General features: G+C 46.1%; 9 protein-coding genes. 4 read left to right on the top strand and 5 right to left on the bottom strand.

The window, feature by feature from the left end; all coding sequences use genetic code 11:
* Positions 1 to 114: 114 nt before the first annotated feature.
* The 4 genes from KUA49_RS02985 to KUA49_RS02970 all read left to right on the top strand — a co-directional run bounded on the left by KUA49_RS02985 (position 115) and on the right by KUA49_RS02970 (position 9,253).
* Positions 115 to 1,296: a FimB/Mfa2 family fimbrial subunit gene (locus KUA49_RS02985; protein ID WP_218411876.1), complete on the top strand. Its 1,182-nt coding sequence runs from the start codon at positions 115 to 117 to the stop codon at positions 1,294 to 1,296.
* Positions 1,297 to 1,356: 60 nt separating this feature from the next.
* The gene (locus KUA49_RS02980) at positions 1,357 to 4,122 is read left to right on the top strand and encodes a hypothetical protein (protein WP_218411877.1); all 2,766 of its coding nucleotides are present in this window, start codon (positions 1,357 to 1,359) and stop codon (positions 4,120 to 4,122) included.
* 57 nt (positions 4,123 to 4,179) lie between these two features.
* Positions 4,180 to 6,561 carry a BACON domain-containing protein gene (locus KUA49_RS02975; protein WP_218411878.1) on the top strand — a complete coding sequence of 794 codons (2,382 nt, stop codon included), beginning with the start codon at positions 4,180 to 4,182 and terminating at the stop codon, positions 6,559 to 6,561.
* A 250-nt stretch (positions 6,562 to 6,811) separates the two neighbouring features.
* Complete coding sequence (locus KUA49_RS02970) at positions 6,812 to 9,253, top strand: alpha-L-arabinofuranosidase C-terminal domain-containing protein (protein WP_218411879.1); 2,442 nt, start codon at positions 6,812 to 6,814, stop codon at positions 9,251 to 9,253.
* Positions 9,254 to 9,415: 162 nt separating this feature from the next.
* Here KUA49_RS02970 and KUA49_RS02965 read toward each other — a convergent pair whose 3' ends face one another.
* The 5 genes from KUA49_RS02965 to KUA49_RS02945 form a co-directional block, all read right to left on the bottom strand.
* Positions 9,416 to 10,720: an NCS2 family permease gene (locus KUA49_RS02965; RefSeq protein ID WP_218411880.1), complete on the bottom strand. Its 1,305-nt coding sequence runs from the start codon at positions 10,718 to 10,720 to the stop codon at positions 9,416 to 9,418.
* 640 nt (positions 10,721 to 11,360) lie between these two features.
* A complete protein-coding gene (locus KUA49_RS02960) occupies positions 11,361 to 12,332 on the bottom strand; it encodes a family 43 glycosylhydrolase (RefSeq protein WP_218411935.1) in 972 nt (323 codons plus the stop codon).
* A gap of 134 nt (positions 12,333 to 12,466) precedes the next feature.
* Positions 12,467 to 15,118: a glycoside hydrolase family 43 protein gene (locus tag KUA49_RS02955; protein ID WP_218411881.1), complete on the bottom strand. Its 2,652-nt coding sequence runs from the start codon at positions 15,116 to 15,118 to the stop codon at positions 12,467 to 12,469.
* 130 nt (positions 15,119 to 15,248) lie between these two features.
* Positions 15,249 to 17,045 carry a hypothetical protein gene (locus tag KUA49_RS02950; protein WP_218411882.1) on the bottom strand — a complete coding sequence of 599 codons (1,797 nt, stop codon included), beginning with the start codon at positions 17,043 to 17,045 and terminating at the stop codon, positions 15,249 to 15,251.
* A 34-nt stretch (positions 17,046 to 17,079) separates the two neighbouring features.
* Positions 17,080 to 18,837, bottom strand: a complete 1,758-nt coding sequence (locus KUA49_RS02945; protein WP_218411883.1) for a RagB/SusD family nutrient uptake outer membrane protein — start codon at positions 18,835 to 18,837, stop codon at positions 17,080 to 17,082.
* Between the last annotated feature and the right edge of the window lie 24 nt (positions 18,838 to 18,861).

The following is an 18,861-nucleotide window of genomic DNA, read 5'->3' as shown; positions in this document are numbered from 1 at the left end:
AGGCTCCCGCCTTCGTTAAAACATACGAGTTGTGTTTTCTGCTTCACCATAGTGGAAGCTAGAAACACAACCTGATATTCTGAAACATTATATTGATAATAACCAAAAAGCATCATGGCAAACAATAAGTTACATAGTTGGATCAAGAATATACGCATGGAATGGGGATTCGACAGCTTGGCAGCTATCAGCCGCACGGCAGCATTCAGCAGCATCGTCGCTCTCGGCAGCATGCTCAGCAGCTGCAACGACTTGATGCACGACGACCTCCCTTCTTGCGATATGGGAGTTGACCTGCAGTTCAAGTACGACTACAACGTGCAACGTGCCGACATGTTCAATGATCATGTAGGCGGAGTTAGCGTGTTCGTATATGATCAGCAGGGTAAATTCATCACTCGCCAAGATGCCTACAACAGTGCGACATCGCAGCCGCTGAAAGACCATAACTATACCATGCGCCTGAATCTGGAACCGGGCAAATATCGCTTCGCCACCTTCGCCTTCCAGAAGAAATACGAAGAAACCCGTACGCATAATGGAGCCAAATTCCAAATCGCCATTCCCCAGGTAGGCAGCGACATCAAGGATTTGAATGTAAGGCTCGACCGCACCAGTCCGAATCGCCAGAATGCCCAAAGCCCTGACGGCAACGACCCGGAGGATAATCCAGCTGTCGTAGAGAATCAATCTCTCCCACTCGACACACTCTGGCAGGGACTCAGCGACCATCTCGTAGAAGTAAAAGACTTACAGGTAACAAAACATACCATCAGCCTCGTCAGAGATACCAAGCAGCTCACCGTCCGACTGCACCAGCTCAACGAGCCTACCAACATCAATGCCGACGACTTCAGTTATCAGATAACCGATGCCAACGGCTACATCAACTACGACAATTCCCTCCTCCCCGACGAGGAGTTAAGATACACTCCATACAAGACATGGACCACCGAATTCAAGGATCAAGATGGCAAAGTAACAGAACGAACAGCCATCGCAGCCCTGATGTTCAGTAGAGTCGTACTTCATCCCGTAACCGAGAATGACAAGAATGCGATACTGAGCATCTGGAATAAGAAGACGGGCGAAGAGGTGGTCCGCATCAACCTAGCCGATTGTCTCGCCCAAGGCAGAGGAGCCTTCGAGAACATGAACTATTCGGCACAGGAGTTCCTGGATAGAGAATACGACTACAAGCTCGACTTCTTCCTCAAAGGCGACCAGTGGCAGTATATGCAACTCGGCATCTCCATCCTCGACTGGAGCAAGCGCATACAGCGTGTCGACTTATAATCGTAAATCATTCATCGAGATGGAAGCATCGAGATGGAAAAAGTAAAAGGTAAAGTTATCATGAGAAGATTTCATATCTATATAGGTTTCATAGTTTGGTTGTTGACTAGTTTATTTGCAGTTAGTTGTAATGACGAGTTGGAGGGTAACGGATATACCCCCAACTCGTCAAGCAACCTGCACGTGCTGGTACCAACCGTGCTCAGTGCGAACGGCAAGGCTTTCAGCGGCAGTTCCTCTGATGTACCTACCTATAATGCCACAGTAGATGAATGCCAGATCAATGATCTTCGCCTCTACGCCTTTCCTGTAAATAATCACGGAAAGCTGGTAGCAGAGAATCTTCCTGCGCCATTGGCAAGCATGATGCTGGATGAGAACATTGCCAATTACCAGCTCACCATCGAGCCAGGAACTTATCATATTTATGTAGTTGCCAATATGAGTGATGTATTGAGCAATCAGACTATTGAGAAAGAAGATGATCTCAAAAAGGAAATACTGAATTATGGTTTCGGAACAAAGCCAGGTATGCCTGTTTGCACGAATATCCCGATGATATACGAGCCAAAGGATATCAACGGCAAAACTGAAGAAACAGAAATCAAGGCAACAGATAAATCAGCAACTGTTATCGCAAATCTGAAGTTCACCTGTGTCAAGGTAAAGTTGAATCTCATTTTCGATCCTGCTGAAGCAACTGTATTCAGCGGCAAAAGTTTTTCAATCAAGAACATTCTTGCGCAGCAGTTATCTCCAAGCACTTCTCTCTGCTGGGACGGAAAATTCAGCCAGTCTCAGGTTTCTGATGACTATGCAAAAGGCTTTGATAGCAAGGAATATGAGGTTAACTCTACCAGCAACAGCAATGGCCTTTACTATCAAGGTGATGCGTGGACACGAAATGATGATAACGCAAATATAAACGACCAAGATGTAATCACCCTTAAAAAAGGAGTAACAGGCTCTGCCAATCCAACAAACGCCGCAGCCAAATGGCTTTTCCAGGGTACTTACTATTTGCCGGAGAGATACATCGCCAATGCTTCCCAGCAGTCACGACTGGCTATTGGAGGAAGCATCAATGGAAATATCGACAACAAGTATATCATTCCATTAGGTCACAAGCAGAATGAAAGTTCTACTACAGAGCTTCCAACCTTCCCTCGTGGCACCTACTACGAGATTATCGGCAACATCAAGAGTCTGGGAAACGCGACCCTCGACTGTAATGTGAGCGTAAAGGACTGGACTCCTGTAACGATAGATGCCGACTTCAACCATACTACTTTGTGGGTAAGCAAGACGAAGGCGAGCGTAACATCTACCACGGCAGACTCCATCGACTATAAGTCGAACGTAATGCTGACAGAGGCTAATTTCGGTTGCGATGAAAAGGTAACAACATCCAGTGGTGAGAAAGATGTGATTGTGTTGAGCAAGCTAGATGCAATGAAGAATCATAGAATCACATTCAACATCAACAAGGACATTCAGTTCTCCGACTATAAAGGCAACTACAAGGGTACGGCAAAGGTTTGGATTAAGGCAGGTAACATCAGGAAGTATCTCGATGTAGCCTATGATGCCTCTCCTTATTTTGAGGTAAATCCACAGGAAGTAACCATCTATTGGGGTAGCGACAACAACACCAAGATAGTACAGTTTAAGACCAACCTCGGCGGTTTGGTTTTCACCAATAACGTAACCTCCACCGTAGGCAAGTCAACCATTCAGGCATCTTGTGACAATCCTTATACTCCAGAAGGAACCTTCAAGATTGTGGCAACCAGTGACCCTATTACCACGACTGTACATTACCTCACTGTGCAGCCAAAGGAACCTGCAGAAGGCTTCGACTTTGTCAAGAAAATCAAGGTAACGGTAAAGCCTGCCGTAGGTAACTATCGTATCAACTTCCGTGCCATCAACGACCGCGCACATTATAAAGGAGGTAATGGAACTGATAATTATGAGGGTACACTTGAAGAAAAAAAGGAAGAGACTTTTAATGGAAATACCAACTGGGCAGATGGATGGTTTGAATCTGCATGGGATAAGAACCGAATTTACACATCTCAACCAGACAATCATTATGTCTATGTCTATACCCAGATTGGTGAGACTACTGGAAATGAAGTCAACTCTCCTGTTTGGAAATTTACAGGAAACTGGCCTGGTGATAAAATGAATCCGGATAATACGAATGTGGGGTGGTATTACAAGGACTTCAAGAAGGATGTCAAGGCGGAAAATACAGATTTTGGAGCTACGGGAACAAAACCCATCAAGCCTGGTGAAACATTGATTATGTTCAGTAACAATCACAATACGAACGTAGGTTATACGCTTCATCGTTGCCCTCACCACTTGGAACCAGGTATTCCTCTCTTCGACTATGAGGATCGAGAGGGTTGGATTGTCTATGTTCCAACATCAGATCCTATTTGGAACATATATGATGTCATGCCAACTATTGAGAACATCAAGTTTACCATTTACACCAAATTCCAGACTTACGGATGGTTCAATGTATATGGTGTCGCCAATGGCAAAAATGGTGATGACAATAATAAAGAGCGCGAGTCTTTTACCATCTATGATACAGCGGGTAAAAGTTGGTCATGCGAGAATTTGAATAATGGTTGGTATAAGACTGTGATTACCCTCAAGGCTGTTAAGGGAAACCACGAGAAGGACATCAGAATCAAAAAAGCCGATAATGATGAACAAGGCGTCCTGCTTTTCAATGGCAACAGCTATGAGAAGCATAGTGACACAGGTTATTACGATGGCTCCTCTTGGCACGCTGGCAAGCCATTCTGATGTGAAATAAATAAGATTAGTATCAGATTTGAACACTGTTATAAATCAGTTTAAGCAATGAAGAAGATCAAACATTTAATGATATGGATAGGATTGCTCCTCAGCCTTGTTTCCTGCAAGGATACGATGGAGGCTATCGGACTCGGCGGGGATGAAATCCCTGCCGAGGGACTTGTCTTGACCCTTCAATTGACCAACTTCACCAAGCAACAGATTGGTACAAGAGCGGGGACCTCGGAGACAGTCAAATCGCTCTGCGCTGTGTTCTATGGAGATAATAACGAATACTTAGGCAAGGCAGATTGCAATTCTACCTTATCACAGCAGTCTGATGGCAGCTACAAGGTAAAGATAACCAATGTACCTGCTGGTACCAAGAATGTACATCTTGTAGCCAATGCCAGCGACATGACGGAGAGCGAGGCACAAGACTTGCAGTCTCTCACTGCTGCTAAGGAGAGAGACCCTCAGCTTGATGCCCCTATTTGCTGGGGTGAAATTTCAATAGATAAACTTTTGGAAGCTAATCCTTCTGTGACGATGTTGCGCCAATGCGCCAAGATTAGTTTGGAGATAGACAATAGCATCCAGAGTAATTTCACCAATGCAGGCTTGTACGTCTATAACATGGCAAACAAGGCAGCCATAGCTCCTGCCAAATATATTGAGCCTACGACCGATGACTTGGCAGAATCTACTGATCTCAGTGAGGAAGCCAACCCATTGGGCGGCGGTACCGCAACCACCGTGGCAGTAAATGAAACTTCTGCAGGCAAGGCAATGGTGATCATCAAGGCGAAATATAAGAAAAGTGAAGAAGAAGATTATAGAGAAGGATATTATAAGGTGGCACTCTACAAGAATGACAAAAAGGCCCAATATGCCTTGCTCCGCAACCACCATTATACCATCAAGGTAACCAAGGTAAACGACTATGGCTTCTCTACGATTGATGAGGCTAAGAAGAGTCAGCCAGAGAATAGACTGGAAGTAGAGGTGCGGGACGATAACCCTGAAATCACCCAAATGATAGCTTGCAAAGACTATGAACTGGGAGTGAGCGATTATCAGGAGATAAATGCAAACACAACAGAGGCTACCGTAACCATTGTTACTACCTTGCCAAAGGCAACGAGTAGTGATGGTAAGCTATATGGTGTCAAGGAAAATAATGCTTGGATAACCGCTTGGCAGCAAGAGACCGAGAATGATATATCAGAGACAAGCAGATCTTCTAAAGGCAAGAAATATACCTTGAAGCTTACGCTTAAAAAGAATAACCAATCAGAGAATCCACGTACAGGAACCATCACCGTTACTTCTGGCGACCTTTCTCTTGATATAACCATCAAGCAGACGGGCTTCGATTTCAGAAAAGAAGATCCTGATAGAACCGTTACCATGCAGTATAATAACTCCCCCGTAGCTCCCAACTATTTCAAATGGTTGGACGAGGATGTGCAAGGCATCACTCCTGAAGAAATGCAAGGGGCTGTGAGAAATGATGGTTTGCATTTCTGCGTGGGAACAGCAAATATCACGTATCTTATCCCTAAACTAGATAAAGATATTATTATTAAAAAGGATAATAAAATCAATGTGGAAGAAGATAATGGTAAATGGAAGGTAAGCCTTACCAATACTACGGCAAGCAAGGATTTGTGGAAGTCTTCATTTACCATCATCAACAAGGCTGGCATCAAGATCACCTATCCTGTTTATCATACTGGTATCTTCCATAAGATAGATGAGTCTTCCAAGATATATACTGATTATCAGCTGACAGAAAACGGGGATAACACGAAGAAGGTGAAGGGCTGGTTCTATTATGGTGTGGTAAAGGTACAGGGAAAGAAGGCCGATGAAACCACCACTACTTATTATATGTTAGACCGCAACCTAGGTGCATCCAACAATGGTTACTATGCCCCAGATGTGGTGGCACTGGAAAAGAACAACAAAGCCATTGGTGGCTATTTCTGTATCTCTGAAAAAAAGAGCACCAGCGATGCCACTCAGGATCTCTCCAGCACCTTGGCACCAACAGGCTATACCATTCCAACTGATGCCGTGTTCGAAGAATTAGTTAATGCAGGCAATCTGGAGGTGGTACCACAGTCCACATCGTTAGGAGAAACCTACAACTGCGTGCGTATCAAGACGGTGGATTCCGAGTTGCCATACATCTATCTGCCTATGGGTGGATTCTTGGAGGGCGAGAGCCATAAGAACCCTATCCATGTGAATCTCTGGACCAAGACTTTGCTGTCAGGTACGCAGGGCTTCAGTGCCGATAGTCCTGAATATGGTTTCTGGTATAGATACTTTGATGTTTACAACAAGAGGATAGGATTATCCAATATGAGATTCGTGAGTGGTAGCAACGGCAATAACAATGGCCGCTACAAGGCGATGCCAATACGCCTGATTCTGGAATAAACGAAAGCGAATTATGATACTAGCGTACTAATCAACCTGCAGAGAGATAAAAAGGTGGATTTTCAGCAGAAAATCCACCTTTTACACTATATTCTCCGTTTTGTCCACCTCTTTTCTGTATATTTTGTGTACTTTTGCAGCTGTGTATGAATCGCAGCAGGAAGTAACTTCCAAAAGCTGCAGCTTCATACTACCAGCAAATAACAAGCAACAAAATAAAAACAAACCTGAAAATAAACAATTAATGACAATGAATAAGAAAAGACAGTTTTTGCTTTCGACTGTGCTCGCCACAACGCTGGCTGCCAACGCCCAAGTAACCATCCATGTAGATGCCTCAAATCCAGGCGTCAAGGTTTCACCTAATTTATATGGTATCTTCTTCGAGGATATCAACCATGCTGCCGATGGCGGTCTCTATGCCGAACTCATCAGCAACCGCTCCTTTGAGGATGATGACAAGAACATCCCTACCTGGAAGACTGCGGCTCAGGAAGGTGCAAAGATCCAGACACAACTCATCAACAAGGGTCTGCTCAACAATGCACAGGGCAAGGCTCTCCAGCTTACCATTGCGACAAAGCCTGCTGCCACAGCCTCTCTCATCAACGAGGGTTTCTGGGGCATCAACGCCGTTCAGGGCAGAACCTATAAGCTCTCTTTCTGGGCAAAGGGTAGCTACAAAGGCGGATTGAAGGCTCGACTCACCAACGCCAAGGGCGACAAGGTGTATGCAGAAACTGCACTTAATGCCAAGGTTGGCAAGAAGTGGACTAAATATACAGCAGAACTCACAGCCAATGCCAACGATGCAAAGGCACAGTTTGAACTCGTAGCCAACGGAAAGGGTACCATCGTTCTGGATGTGGTAAGCCTCTTCCCTCCTACTTTCAAGAATCGCGAGAACGGCTTGCGCCCTGATTTGGCTCAGCTTCTCTATAACATCCATCCTAAGTTCGTCCGCTTCCCAGGCGGTTGCTACGTAGAGGGACAGGAGTCTCCTGAGAATGCATTCCACTGGGAGAAGACCATCGGTCCTATCGAAGAGCGTCCGGGACATAAGAACGTGAACTGGCGTTACCGCACCAGCGACGGTATGGGATTCGATGAGTATCTGCAGTTGGCTGAGGATTTGAACGCCAAGCCTCTCTATGTAGTAAACGTAGGTTTGTGGCACGGCGGCATGACTCCGGTAGATAGCATCCAGCCTTGGATTGACGAGTGCATGAATGCCCTGGAGTATGCCAACGGTCCTGTTACCTCTAAATATGGTGCCCTGCGTGCCAAGAATGGTCATCCGGAACCATACAACATCGAATATCTGGAGATTGGTAATGAGAACAACCAGCCAGACCCTCGCCAGCAGAGCGACCATTACTACGAGCGCTTCAAGAAGTTCAAGGATGCCGTATTGGCGAAATATCCTAAGATGCACCTCATCGGCAACGTGGTAGCCTGGGGCGATGACAACCCTAAGTGGGAAAGCCAGGAGAGCGTGGAACTGCTCGATGAGCACTACTACAGAAACCCAGCCTGGTTTGCCGAGAACTTCAACAAGTATGATAACTACGACCGCAAGGGCAGCGAGATTTATGTAGGCGAATATGCCGTAACCCAGGGCTTCGGCAATATGGGTTCGCTCGATGCAGCACTCGGTGAGGCTGTCTATATGATGGGCATCGAGAACAACTCCGACATCGTGACCATGGCATCCTACGCTCCTATCTTCGCCAACCTCAACAACCGTATGTGGGCACCGGACATGATTCAATATACATCTGATAAGGTATTCGGAACTCCATCTTACTACGTTCAGAACGTGATGGCGAACAACATCGGTACCCGTGTATTGAAGGTGAACCAGGAGAATCCATACAAGTATGAGCAGACCCAGGTGAAGCCAGCCATCTGCCGTGTGGGTATGGGAACATGGGGCACCCAGGTTTCTTTCGAGGACAAGGGCTACAGCGATGAGAACGGCAAGGCACTGCCAATGACGATGCAGGAGTTGCCTACCGATATCCGTGGACAGTGGAAGGCAGACGGCAGCCTCATCAAGCAGACCAGCAACGAGGAAAGCTGCATCCGTCTGAATCCGGGCGAGATTACCAGCAACGGTTATATATATAAGGTACGCGCGAAGAAAGATGCCGGAAACGAAGGTTTCCTCATCATCTTCAACTACGTGGATAAGAACAACTACTGCTGGTTGAACCTTGGTGGCTGGAACAACACCCAGCACGGCGTGGAGTCGATCGTGAATGGTGCCAAGAGCCAGATTGCTACCTGTCCAGGCAAGATTGAAACCGGCAAGTGGTATGATATCGAGCTGAAGGTGGTAGGCGACAGCATCTATGCCAAGTTGGATGGCAAGGAGGTATTCGCCACCAAGTTGAAGGCGAACACCCTTCCTGGTATCTTCTCTACAGCCACCCTCGATGAGAAGACTGGCGAGGTAATCCTGAAGATTGCCAACACCAGCACCGAGCACACCACAGCGAAGATCAATCTTCAGGGCAAGGAGATTAAGGATGGCAAGCTCATTCGCCTTTCTGCCAAAAACGGCTTAGAGGAGAACACCATCGATAATCCTACCAACATCTATCCTGTAGAAAATTACGTAACTACAGAAAAGAATGGTGCCACAGTAGAGATTCCAGCTAGCTCTCTGAACATCATCAGATTGAAGTAAGCAACAAGATTAAAACAACAAACTACATCCAGGGCATCAGCCCTGGATATACCCAATATATTGATACATTTTTTGAATAGTTGATAGATAGTTAGTTAGAAATGAAGAAGGCGGCAACCTGCGTGATGCAGATTGCCGCCAATTGTTTTATCTATCGTTGATTTATCCGAAAGCATAATTGATGAGCAGGAAGACGCTCAGGATATAGAGCGTAAGATTCAAATCCTTGAACTTACCCACCATCATCTTGATCAATACATAACTCAGAATGCCGAGGCAGATGCCATCGGCGATGCTGTAGCAGAGCACCATCGTAATCATCGTGATGAAGGCTGGGAACGATTCTGAAATATCCTCCAACTCAATCTTCTTGAACGAATCAATCATCAATACACCCACCATTACCAGGGCGCCACTGGTGGCTGCACTCGGAATCAGCAGGAAGATAGGAGCTAAAAAGATGCTCAGGATAAACATCAAACCCACAAAGAAAGATGTCAAACCCGACTTTCCACCCTCGGCAACTCCCGAAGCACTCTCCACATAAGTGGTAATGGTAGAGCTACCCAGCAGGGCACCGGCTGTGGTACCGATGGCATCACTCATCATCGCCTCCTTTACGCCCGGAATCTCACCCTTTTCATTCTCCTTGATACCCAACTTGGAAACCAGTCCCAACACCGTTCCGATGGTATCGAAGATGTTGACAAGCAACAGGGAGAAAACCACCATAAACATCTTTGGTGTAAAGAAGCCCGAGAAATCGAACTGGCAGAAGATTGGAGCAATGCTGTGAGGTGTAGATACCGGCATCCAGTTGTCAGAGAACTGGGTTACACCCATCGGAATACCAATCAAGGTAGAGATGATGATGGCGATGAACAGGGAGCCCTTCACTCTTCTCGCCATCAGACAGCCACAGAGCAGGATGCTGATGAGACCCAGGATACTAACTGGTGTAAACTTGCCAAGCTGCACGAAAGTATCCGCATTGGCAGTAATGATGCCCGCATTCTTCAAACCGATAAAGGCGATAAACATACCAATACCTGCCGAAATGGCGAATCGAAGGTTCTTCGGAATACACTCCAATATCTTATCGCGGATATTGAGGAAGGTGATGGCAAGGAAGATGATACCCTCTACGAGCAACACTGCCAATGCCTGCTGCCAGGTCAATCCCATTGCCTGACAAAGGGTGAAGGCGAAGAAGGCATTCAGTCCCATGCTGGGAGCCTGGGCAAAAGGCAGTTTTGCCATGAAAGCCAGCAGGAAGGTGGCGATGGCAGAAGCGATGGCTGTGGCAGTAAAGAGAGCGCCCTTGTCCATGCCTGTGGTGGCAAGGATGGTAGGGTTTACTGCCAGGATGTAACACATGGTCAAGAAGGTTGTCATACCAGCTATCAACTCAGTCTTAACCGTAGTAGTCTTCGGGTCGAAGCCCAACAATGCTTTTAATTTATTCATTTCTTATATTGCGATTGATTTTTCTCTATTTTATTTATTTCCTCTATTTTATTCTTTTTTTCTCTATTTTCTCTATTAACTCTATTTTTCTCTATTTTATTTTCCCCATTTCCACAACCCAGTCGCGTTATTTTTCGGAGCGCACAAAAATAAGAAAAAATAATGAAGAACGCCTTATTTTACATAAACAAATCATCCAGAGTTACTGATGCCTTGAATATATCGGAATAGTCATTACCCACCAGTTCTGCTATTTCCTTTTTTTCTACCTATAATTTCACACATAATCATACCCAATTGGTTCGCTGCAAATATACAACTAATTTCGGAAATAGCGAAAGAAAATAGCGTTTATTTCGCTACGAAACCGTTTTTTTATCGCTCGTAGCGGAATAAACACTATTTTAACCCGGTTTTAACACTTCAATTCTATACTCATAGAAATCTAATCATAAACCGATAAAGATTGGTGAACTTCCAAAAAGCTTTTATTACCAATAAAAAAGTTCTTATCCTTAGTAGAAAGTTATGTTCAAAAGCTCTGAACTTATGTTCAAAGGCTTTGAACATAAGTTCAGAGCTTTTGAATACACATTCAAAGGTTATGAATATAACTTTCTACTATGGATAAGAACTTTTTTTATTCTAATGTTAACCATCCATCATTAGTCCAATTGATTTTCTTCTGAACCAGAATGCTGGCACCATTCTTCGGCACACTGTAACCATGGCAGAAGAAGTAATCGCCATCGGGGAAGGAGTAGGCTGAGCAATGACCCATCGCCTCATATTCCTTCTTATCACCTTCAAGCAGCAAGGTGCCACCGCCATTGCGCATATCCTTGCCTTCTTTATCCAAATAAGGACCAGCCACCTTCCTGCTCCTGCCTACGGCAACACGATAGTTGCTCTTGATGCCACGGCAGCAGTAATCCCAGCTCACGAAGAGATAGTAATAGCCACCATGCTTCATGATGAAAGGAGCCTCGATGGCATTGGTGCCGGCAAACTTAGAGGTTGGATTCGGTTCTGCTGATGCATCGCCCACGGCATGACGGCGGGCAATGGTCTGAGGCTTGGCACCCTTCTTGACATGCATCGTCTTCTTATCCAACTTAATCATCTGGATACCATCCCAGAAAGACCCCCAGGTAAGCCATGGATTTCCCTTCTCATCAACGATGAAATTTGGGTCGATGGCATTCCAGTTGTCTCTATCACCCTTAGAGGCAACGAGGCAGCCCTCATCCTTCCATCCATCCTTATCAGATAAGGAGGTATTGCTCAGCAAACCGATGGCAGAAGTATTCTTGCCAAAAGTGGAACAGGAATAAGCCAAATACCATTTGTTCTTGAAACGGATAACATCCGGAGCCCAGATATGGGTTTCAAAGCCCGGCACACTATCATGCGTCCATGCCGGAATTTCCTCATTCTTCAGCACGCCTTCCCTACTTAAAGTCCAATGCTTGCGGTCGGTGGATGTCATCTGCGTGATGCCATGTCCCGTACAGTAGAGATAGTACTTGCCATTCTCATACGCCATCACGGGGTCGTGTACCATCGGTGTATCCACTACAAGGGGGTTCTGGGGAGCCAGCTGCGCCTTCATTTCGGCATTCGCGTTAACAGCCGCCTTCATTTCGCCACCCTCTTTAACAACAGGAGCAGCAATGATCATTGCTGCTCCCAATAGAATTTTAGATATCTTCATTTGATCTTTTATATAATTCAAATATAAGAGATTTACTTGTTCACGAATTTTCTGCCGTTTACAACAACTACACCCTTGTAGCTCTTGTCTACCTGCTGACCAGCCAGGTTGTACCACTTGCCATCCGTCTTCTTCTGGAAGATGATAGGGCTTGCAATGCCTGTATCTACAAGACTAGAGCCATCGATGTAAGAGCCCTCGTTTACGAAGAACAGGTTAAGCTGGCTAGGCTTGCTGGCAATGGTGGTTGAAAACGAGTAGTTATATACCTTCTTGCTGGTAGTTGTGATTGTGGCTGTCATCTTGAAGACACCATTAGCAGCATACTCCACAGTCATTTCAACCAAAGACCCGTTCATATCATTCTTGAAGGTATCCCAAACATAATTGCTTACACACCCAGTGTTAGAATTGGTGGTATTGTTCCAATTATCACAACGGATACCGAAATACTCGGTATAGCCAGCCACACCATGTGTCTTGTTGGCACCATACAAAGCCCAGTTGCACCAGTTGTTTGTGGCATTACTATAGTTATAGAACTTAAACTGAGCCTTCTTACCAGCCTGCAACTTATAATCTGCCGAGAAGTTGGTCCACCAAGCAGAAGTTGTATTCTTCAGTGCAGAAACAGGATAATAAACCGGAGTACTTTCCTCAGCCTCAGCATCGATATTCAGGTTATAATCCTTCACATACTCATAGTCGTCCTTGCTGATGGTCATGGTCAGGGTGACCTTGCCTTTACCCTTCACCTTGCCGTCATCGGTCAATACAGAAGTATCGCTCGATTTCCAGGCAATCTTTGCGCCCATCTTGCCCTGGGTAGGCAAAGTAGGAGCCGCATTCAAGGTTGCTCCATTAGAGAATGGCACTGTCAGCTTGTTGAGGGTGTACTTGATGGCTGCCTTGGCATCAGCCTTTACTGCCCAAACCTCCTGCTGATAGGTAAAGCTATTCTGTCCGATAGTCAGACTGCCGCTTGATGATGAGAGAGCAGAAATGGCGATGGCTGGGATATTGGTATAGTCGATGGTCTGCTTCACCAATACACCACGATAAACCACATTGTTGATGGTCAGGTAGATGTAATCAGTACCCGCCGTACGCTTCCAGGTTCCCTTTTCAGCACCAGTGATGGTTCCATCGGCATTGAGGGTGATGTTGACTGGTGTCTCGAAAGCCTTTGCCTTGGTATTCTGACCATACTGATGACGCATGAACTGATAGTCACCTGCAATGTCTGCATCTGCGATAGATGCCTTGGATGCAATCGCCTCATCGGTGATGGTCTCACCGTCAAACTCGAATGGAGCTGCCATCAACCAGCCCTCATCGTTGAGGAAGAGCTGATGAACACGCACCTGATGACCTTCACCACCATTGCTGAAACGGGTGTGATAAACCACGAAAGAACGATTCAGCTTGTCAACGAACGCAGAGTTATGCCCCTGTGCAATCTCAGCACCGCTCATCGCATCCCACTGGTAACCGCCAAAGAGCAATACGCCACGGTTGTCGGCTGTAGTAGAACTATAGTTCATCTTATAACTCTTGAAGAGAGCCGATGTGCCATAGCAATCCTTGTAAGGTCCATCCGGATTCTCAGAACGGAAGATGCGCATCTGGTAACCGCCATCGCTGGTCAAGCCACCATAGCTCATGAAGAGGAAGTAGTACTTGCCTATCTTCTGAATATAGCTAGCCTCGCCTGATACGTAATATCCGCCTGCAATCTTTTTGCCGAAGTAAGGGTCGCTGGTACAGTTGGCACTGGCAGCACCCGGAGTGACAGTCTTGCCATTCACCTCATAAGGGAAGGTATAGGTATAGTCGCGGAGTCCATTGGTCTTATCCAACTTAATCATAAAGATACCGCCCGACCATGAGCCATAGCTCATCCAGAGATTATCGTTGTCATCGTAGAAGACGCATGGGTCGATGCAGTTTGGCCAATAGGTTCCCCAACTCTTGCCTACCTTATAGCGGGTAGGAAGAGCGGTTTCGCCAGTGGCGATGGCATAGTCGGTATGCTTCCAGTCATCCGCAGCAGCGTATGAGTTGTGAGCGTATGACCCCTGGAAACCGGAGAAGACCACCGGACCCTGATAAGCCCAAGGACCTTCAATGTTATCAGAAACAAAACATACGATGGAAGAGCACCAGTTATCACCATTCAGACTCATATACATGCACCATTTCTTCATGGTCTTGTTGTATACGATGTCTGGTGCCCACTGCATGCCCTTCACGTTATTGCCCTTATACTGCCAGCCGTGGGCATTGAAGTTGCCGAACTTCACGGTTTCGCCCTTGCAGTTCTTCACCTCTGTGATGAGATGAGAAGCATAAGCATTGGCATAGTTGACCAATGTTCCCTGCTTGTTGGCAAAGAGGCTGTTTACATTGCTTGTTGCCTCCTCGCCAGCCTTGAATGTGGACCATTCCTGGTAGTTTTTGGCAGCAGTAGTCTTGCCTCTACCCAGGTGAGATCCATATATATAATAGGTAGGCGCGCTAGGGTTGGTGATGTCATCCACCACGATGGATGGGTCGTGGCAAACCACACGCTTACTATATGATCTCGACGTATAAGCATTCGTCAGGTCGTTATCGCCGACCTGTGTCTGGGCACTTGCACCGATGGCAGCAAGCCCCAACATAGAGAGTATTAATTTCTTCATGAATGATACTTGTTAATTGATTGCATTTATTCTAAGACTAAGAAAGCCTTGAAAATTAAGCAAAAAGGCAGACCTACGTGGAAACGTGTTTTCACATAAGTCATGCCTTTTATACTATTTCAGAAAATTCTTATCTGCGATGAGCACGTGTATAGTGCTTGCGGGCAGCAGCTGAACCGAACTTCAAATGGCTGCTATCAACGGTGAATGCCACATTCAGATCGCTAGGGTCGATGGTGTTGATACCCAAGTAATTCTGTACAGTTACGCTGCCATCAGTACCCGTTACGATAGCCTGAACATCTGCAGTACCATTGTTACAGTTGGTTACGAACATCTTTACCTTTGCACCGTTCATGGTTGCGAGCCAGGTAGCCCAATCACCCTGTGTTCCGATAGGAGTACAAGCAGCATAACCATTACCCCAACCATAGTTATCGGCACGAACCACAGCGTATTCTGCCAAATCAGCCTTGCGGAGGATGAGCACATAGTTGTTCCAGTTGCCTGCACCGCTAGAATAGTTGGTGAAGTTGAACTCGAATGTCTCACCAGCAGGAATCTTCATATTCTCTGTAAATTCTGTCCACCAGGCAGTAGAGCAATCCTCAGCACCGAGAGAAACCGGAGTAGGAGTAACCGCCTTGACAGCAGACTCAGCCACATTTACCTCTACGGTAGCAGTACGGCCGTTTTCTGTAGTGATAGTCACCTCGTGCTTACCCGCAGTAGCAGGGATTCTAGAGAAAGTCAACTTAGAGTTGTCGATGACACCAGGCTCACCCTCTACGTATGTAGCATTAACCACCATACCTGTTGGGTCGAAAGCCAAAGTATGATTTACTCCATCAACTGCAGCTGAGTTATAATAGTAGTAGTTGGTGCGAGTTGGTGCCTGAGTAACAGTAATAGTCTTGATACCAGCCACTACATTAAACTTTGCATTGGCAACGATAGGAGTAGCCGCATTCTCACCCTTGAATGTCTTGTTATAGATAACGATGAGTGTCTTTTCACCCACCTTATCCATATCATTGATGGCAGAGAAGAGCAGTTCGCTGGCAGGAATCACCTTGGTCACACCCTCTTCGAAGGTAACCGTAGCAGAAACATTCTGCATCGCCTCTTCAAGCGTTGTACCCTTGTCAACCTCGGCAGGAACATTGTTCAACACCATAGAAACCGGAGCCTTATCCTGGGCAGATGTATATCCGCCGATAGGCTCTACGTTGCTCTGCTGGAAATCAATGAAAGATCCCTCAGGAACCAGGAAGCAGCGGATGTTGGTATTGCTCTCGTCTGCATTCAGATTGGCAATCTTAGATGGCTGAATGTAGGTCTTGGTAACAGTACCATTGGTAATCTTCACCATGAAAGTATCTACACGGGAACGGTCAACCGTCAATGTTACCTTACCACCCAACTTATCTACACCCTTGTCTGTATCAGTTTCAAAGGTGAGATTACTCTGCACGCAGCTTCTGTCGATATGGTCACCCCACTCAGAGTTACCGCTTGGCTGGTTATCAAAACGGATAGCACCATACTCGGTATAACCTGTTCCGCCACGATCCACATCATTGGTGATGATGAGGGCGAAGTTCTTATAGGTGTTAGTCGCAGAAGGATTGATGTTCAGATTGAACACGGCATTCCACTTCTGGTTGTCTTGAACCACATAATATTTTGAGAAGGAACTCCAGAATCCTGAAGAGAAATCTGTGTTACCCACTGTATAAACATCCTCGTTCATACCCACGAGCACCTCCTCGGTTGAAACCTTTGACTTTTCGATTGAGTCAATCTTTTCAGAAAGCCAATCAGGAGAGTTGACACTAAACATGTCACTTCCCTCGCATCCTGTCAGCGCAGTCAAGCCCATGGCTGCTACGCAGAAGACAGATGCTAATTTATTTAGGTGTTTCATATTGTTATTCTATTTTATATGATCATGAATATTGTTACTTGCTCAAATTTACTACAGGATGAACAGTCCAACCTCTTCCAAGGAAATCGGTTGAGTTATCTGTATTTGTATTGGCTGAGTTACCTGTCAGGTTAGGGTTGTCGTTCAGCAAGCCCTGAAAAATAGGCAAGAACTCATGACCTGGTACGTATGTATCGTAAGAGCTCTTCACCTCAGAGTCAACACCTACCAGCTGGTAGCTTACTGGCTCTTTGGCATTGTGGATAGAACGGCGGAAGGTTCCGTGCTCTTTCAACTGAGCCAAACGACCCTCATCATAGAAGAATCCCCAACGAATCAAATCGAAACCACGACCATACTCGCAACCGAACTCCTTTGGACGCTCTACATTGGCAATCTGTTCGAAGAGCTTATCCTTGGTATCGAAGTCTGAGAGACTCAAATCCTTCAGGTTGGCACGCTCACGAACCTGGTTAATCCAGTCGATAGCCTGCTGTGTAGGACCGTTCACCTCGTTCTCGCACTCTGCAGCACGAAGCAAAACGTCAGAGTAACGCATCATACGGAGGTTGATACCGCAATGAAGACCGGTTGTTACCTTATCATAAAGGTTGGTACGGAAATTGGTCCACTTAGCGATAGGAAGGCCACCATAGTTATTGTTGGTTACGATGGTATCAGTAGCCGTCATCTGGGTGGTGTAAGCCACGTTGCCATTCTCAAATCCTTCCCAATCACTCTCATAGGTACCGATGGTCCAGTAAAGACGTGGATCCAACTTACCAGCTGTGGTACGCTCCTGCTTGAAGAGGTTGTACAACCATGGAGATGCAGAGAGGTCTGCCCATCCACCGAATCTACCTGGAGCGAAGTTAGACTCTACGGCATGACCCTGTGTAGCATTAGGACTGGTATTAACAGGAGTCCACTCATCATCTACACCCTGTGAACCGTAGTCGAGATACTGGATTTCGAAGAGGCTCTCGGCATTGTTCTCGTAAGCAGAACCCTCACGGAAGTTGTCGCCATAGTTGGCCATCAGCTTGTAAGAGCCATACTTCTTGTTCATGATGTCCTTGAGTACAACGAGTGCATCGCTATACTTATGGCGCTGCATCAGAGTGCGGGCATAGTAGCCAGCAGCAGCACCGCAGGTAGCACGGCCCTTGGCCCACTCACCACCCTCATCACGTGATGGGAGGAGCGTCATCGCCTCAGAGAAATCCTTCTCCACCTGGTCGAGCACATCATCATAAGTACTGTTCTTGCCATAGAGACCATCCAGAGTAGAATAGTTGGCATAATCAGTAATCAACGCAGGATTCTGGTAATAACCTGCCAATGTATAGTATGAATAACCGCGGAGGAAGAGAGCCTGTCCCTTGATGCGCTTCATGCTTTCGCTGAGCGAAGCATCATCACCTGTGGTACGTGAAAGGATGAAGTTACATACATTAATAGTATAGTAAGCCTCACGCCAAGGCCACATGGAGATTTCGTCTGTCACAGGGTCGTCCATGTCATCGAATGGCATGTACCATACCTGTGATGAGTTCCATACCTCATCGCCACGTGTCACATCGAGGGTATAACCCACACGTGCCGAAGAACCTTCCATACGAATATGGTTGTATGCTGCAATAACGCACTCTTCCAGATCATCAGCATTGAAACCGAAGGTACCGGTGGTCTGCTGGTTAGGATTGGTAACATCCAACTTGTCCTCGCAAGATGTGGTAGCCATAGCACCGAGGCCAAGGAAGAGAGCTAATGATAATTTATATAGTTTCATATCAAATGTCCTTTTAAATAATGA

It is taken from the genome of Segatella copri (genome assembly GCF_019249655.2).
Taxonomy (GTDB): domain Bacteria; phylum Bacteroidota; class Bacteroidia; order Bacteroidales; family Bacteroidaceae; genus Prevotella.
This window is presented reverse-complemented; position numbering and strand designations above follow the sequence as displayed.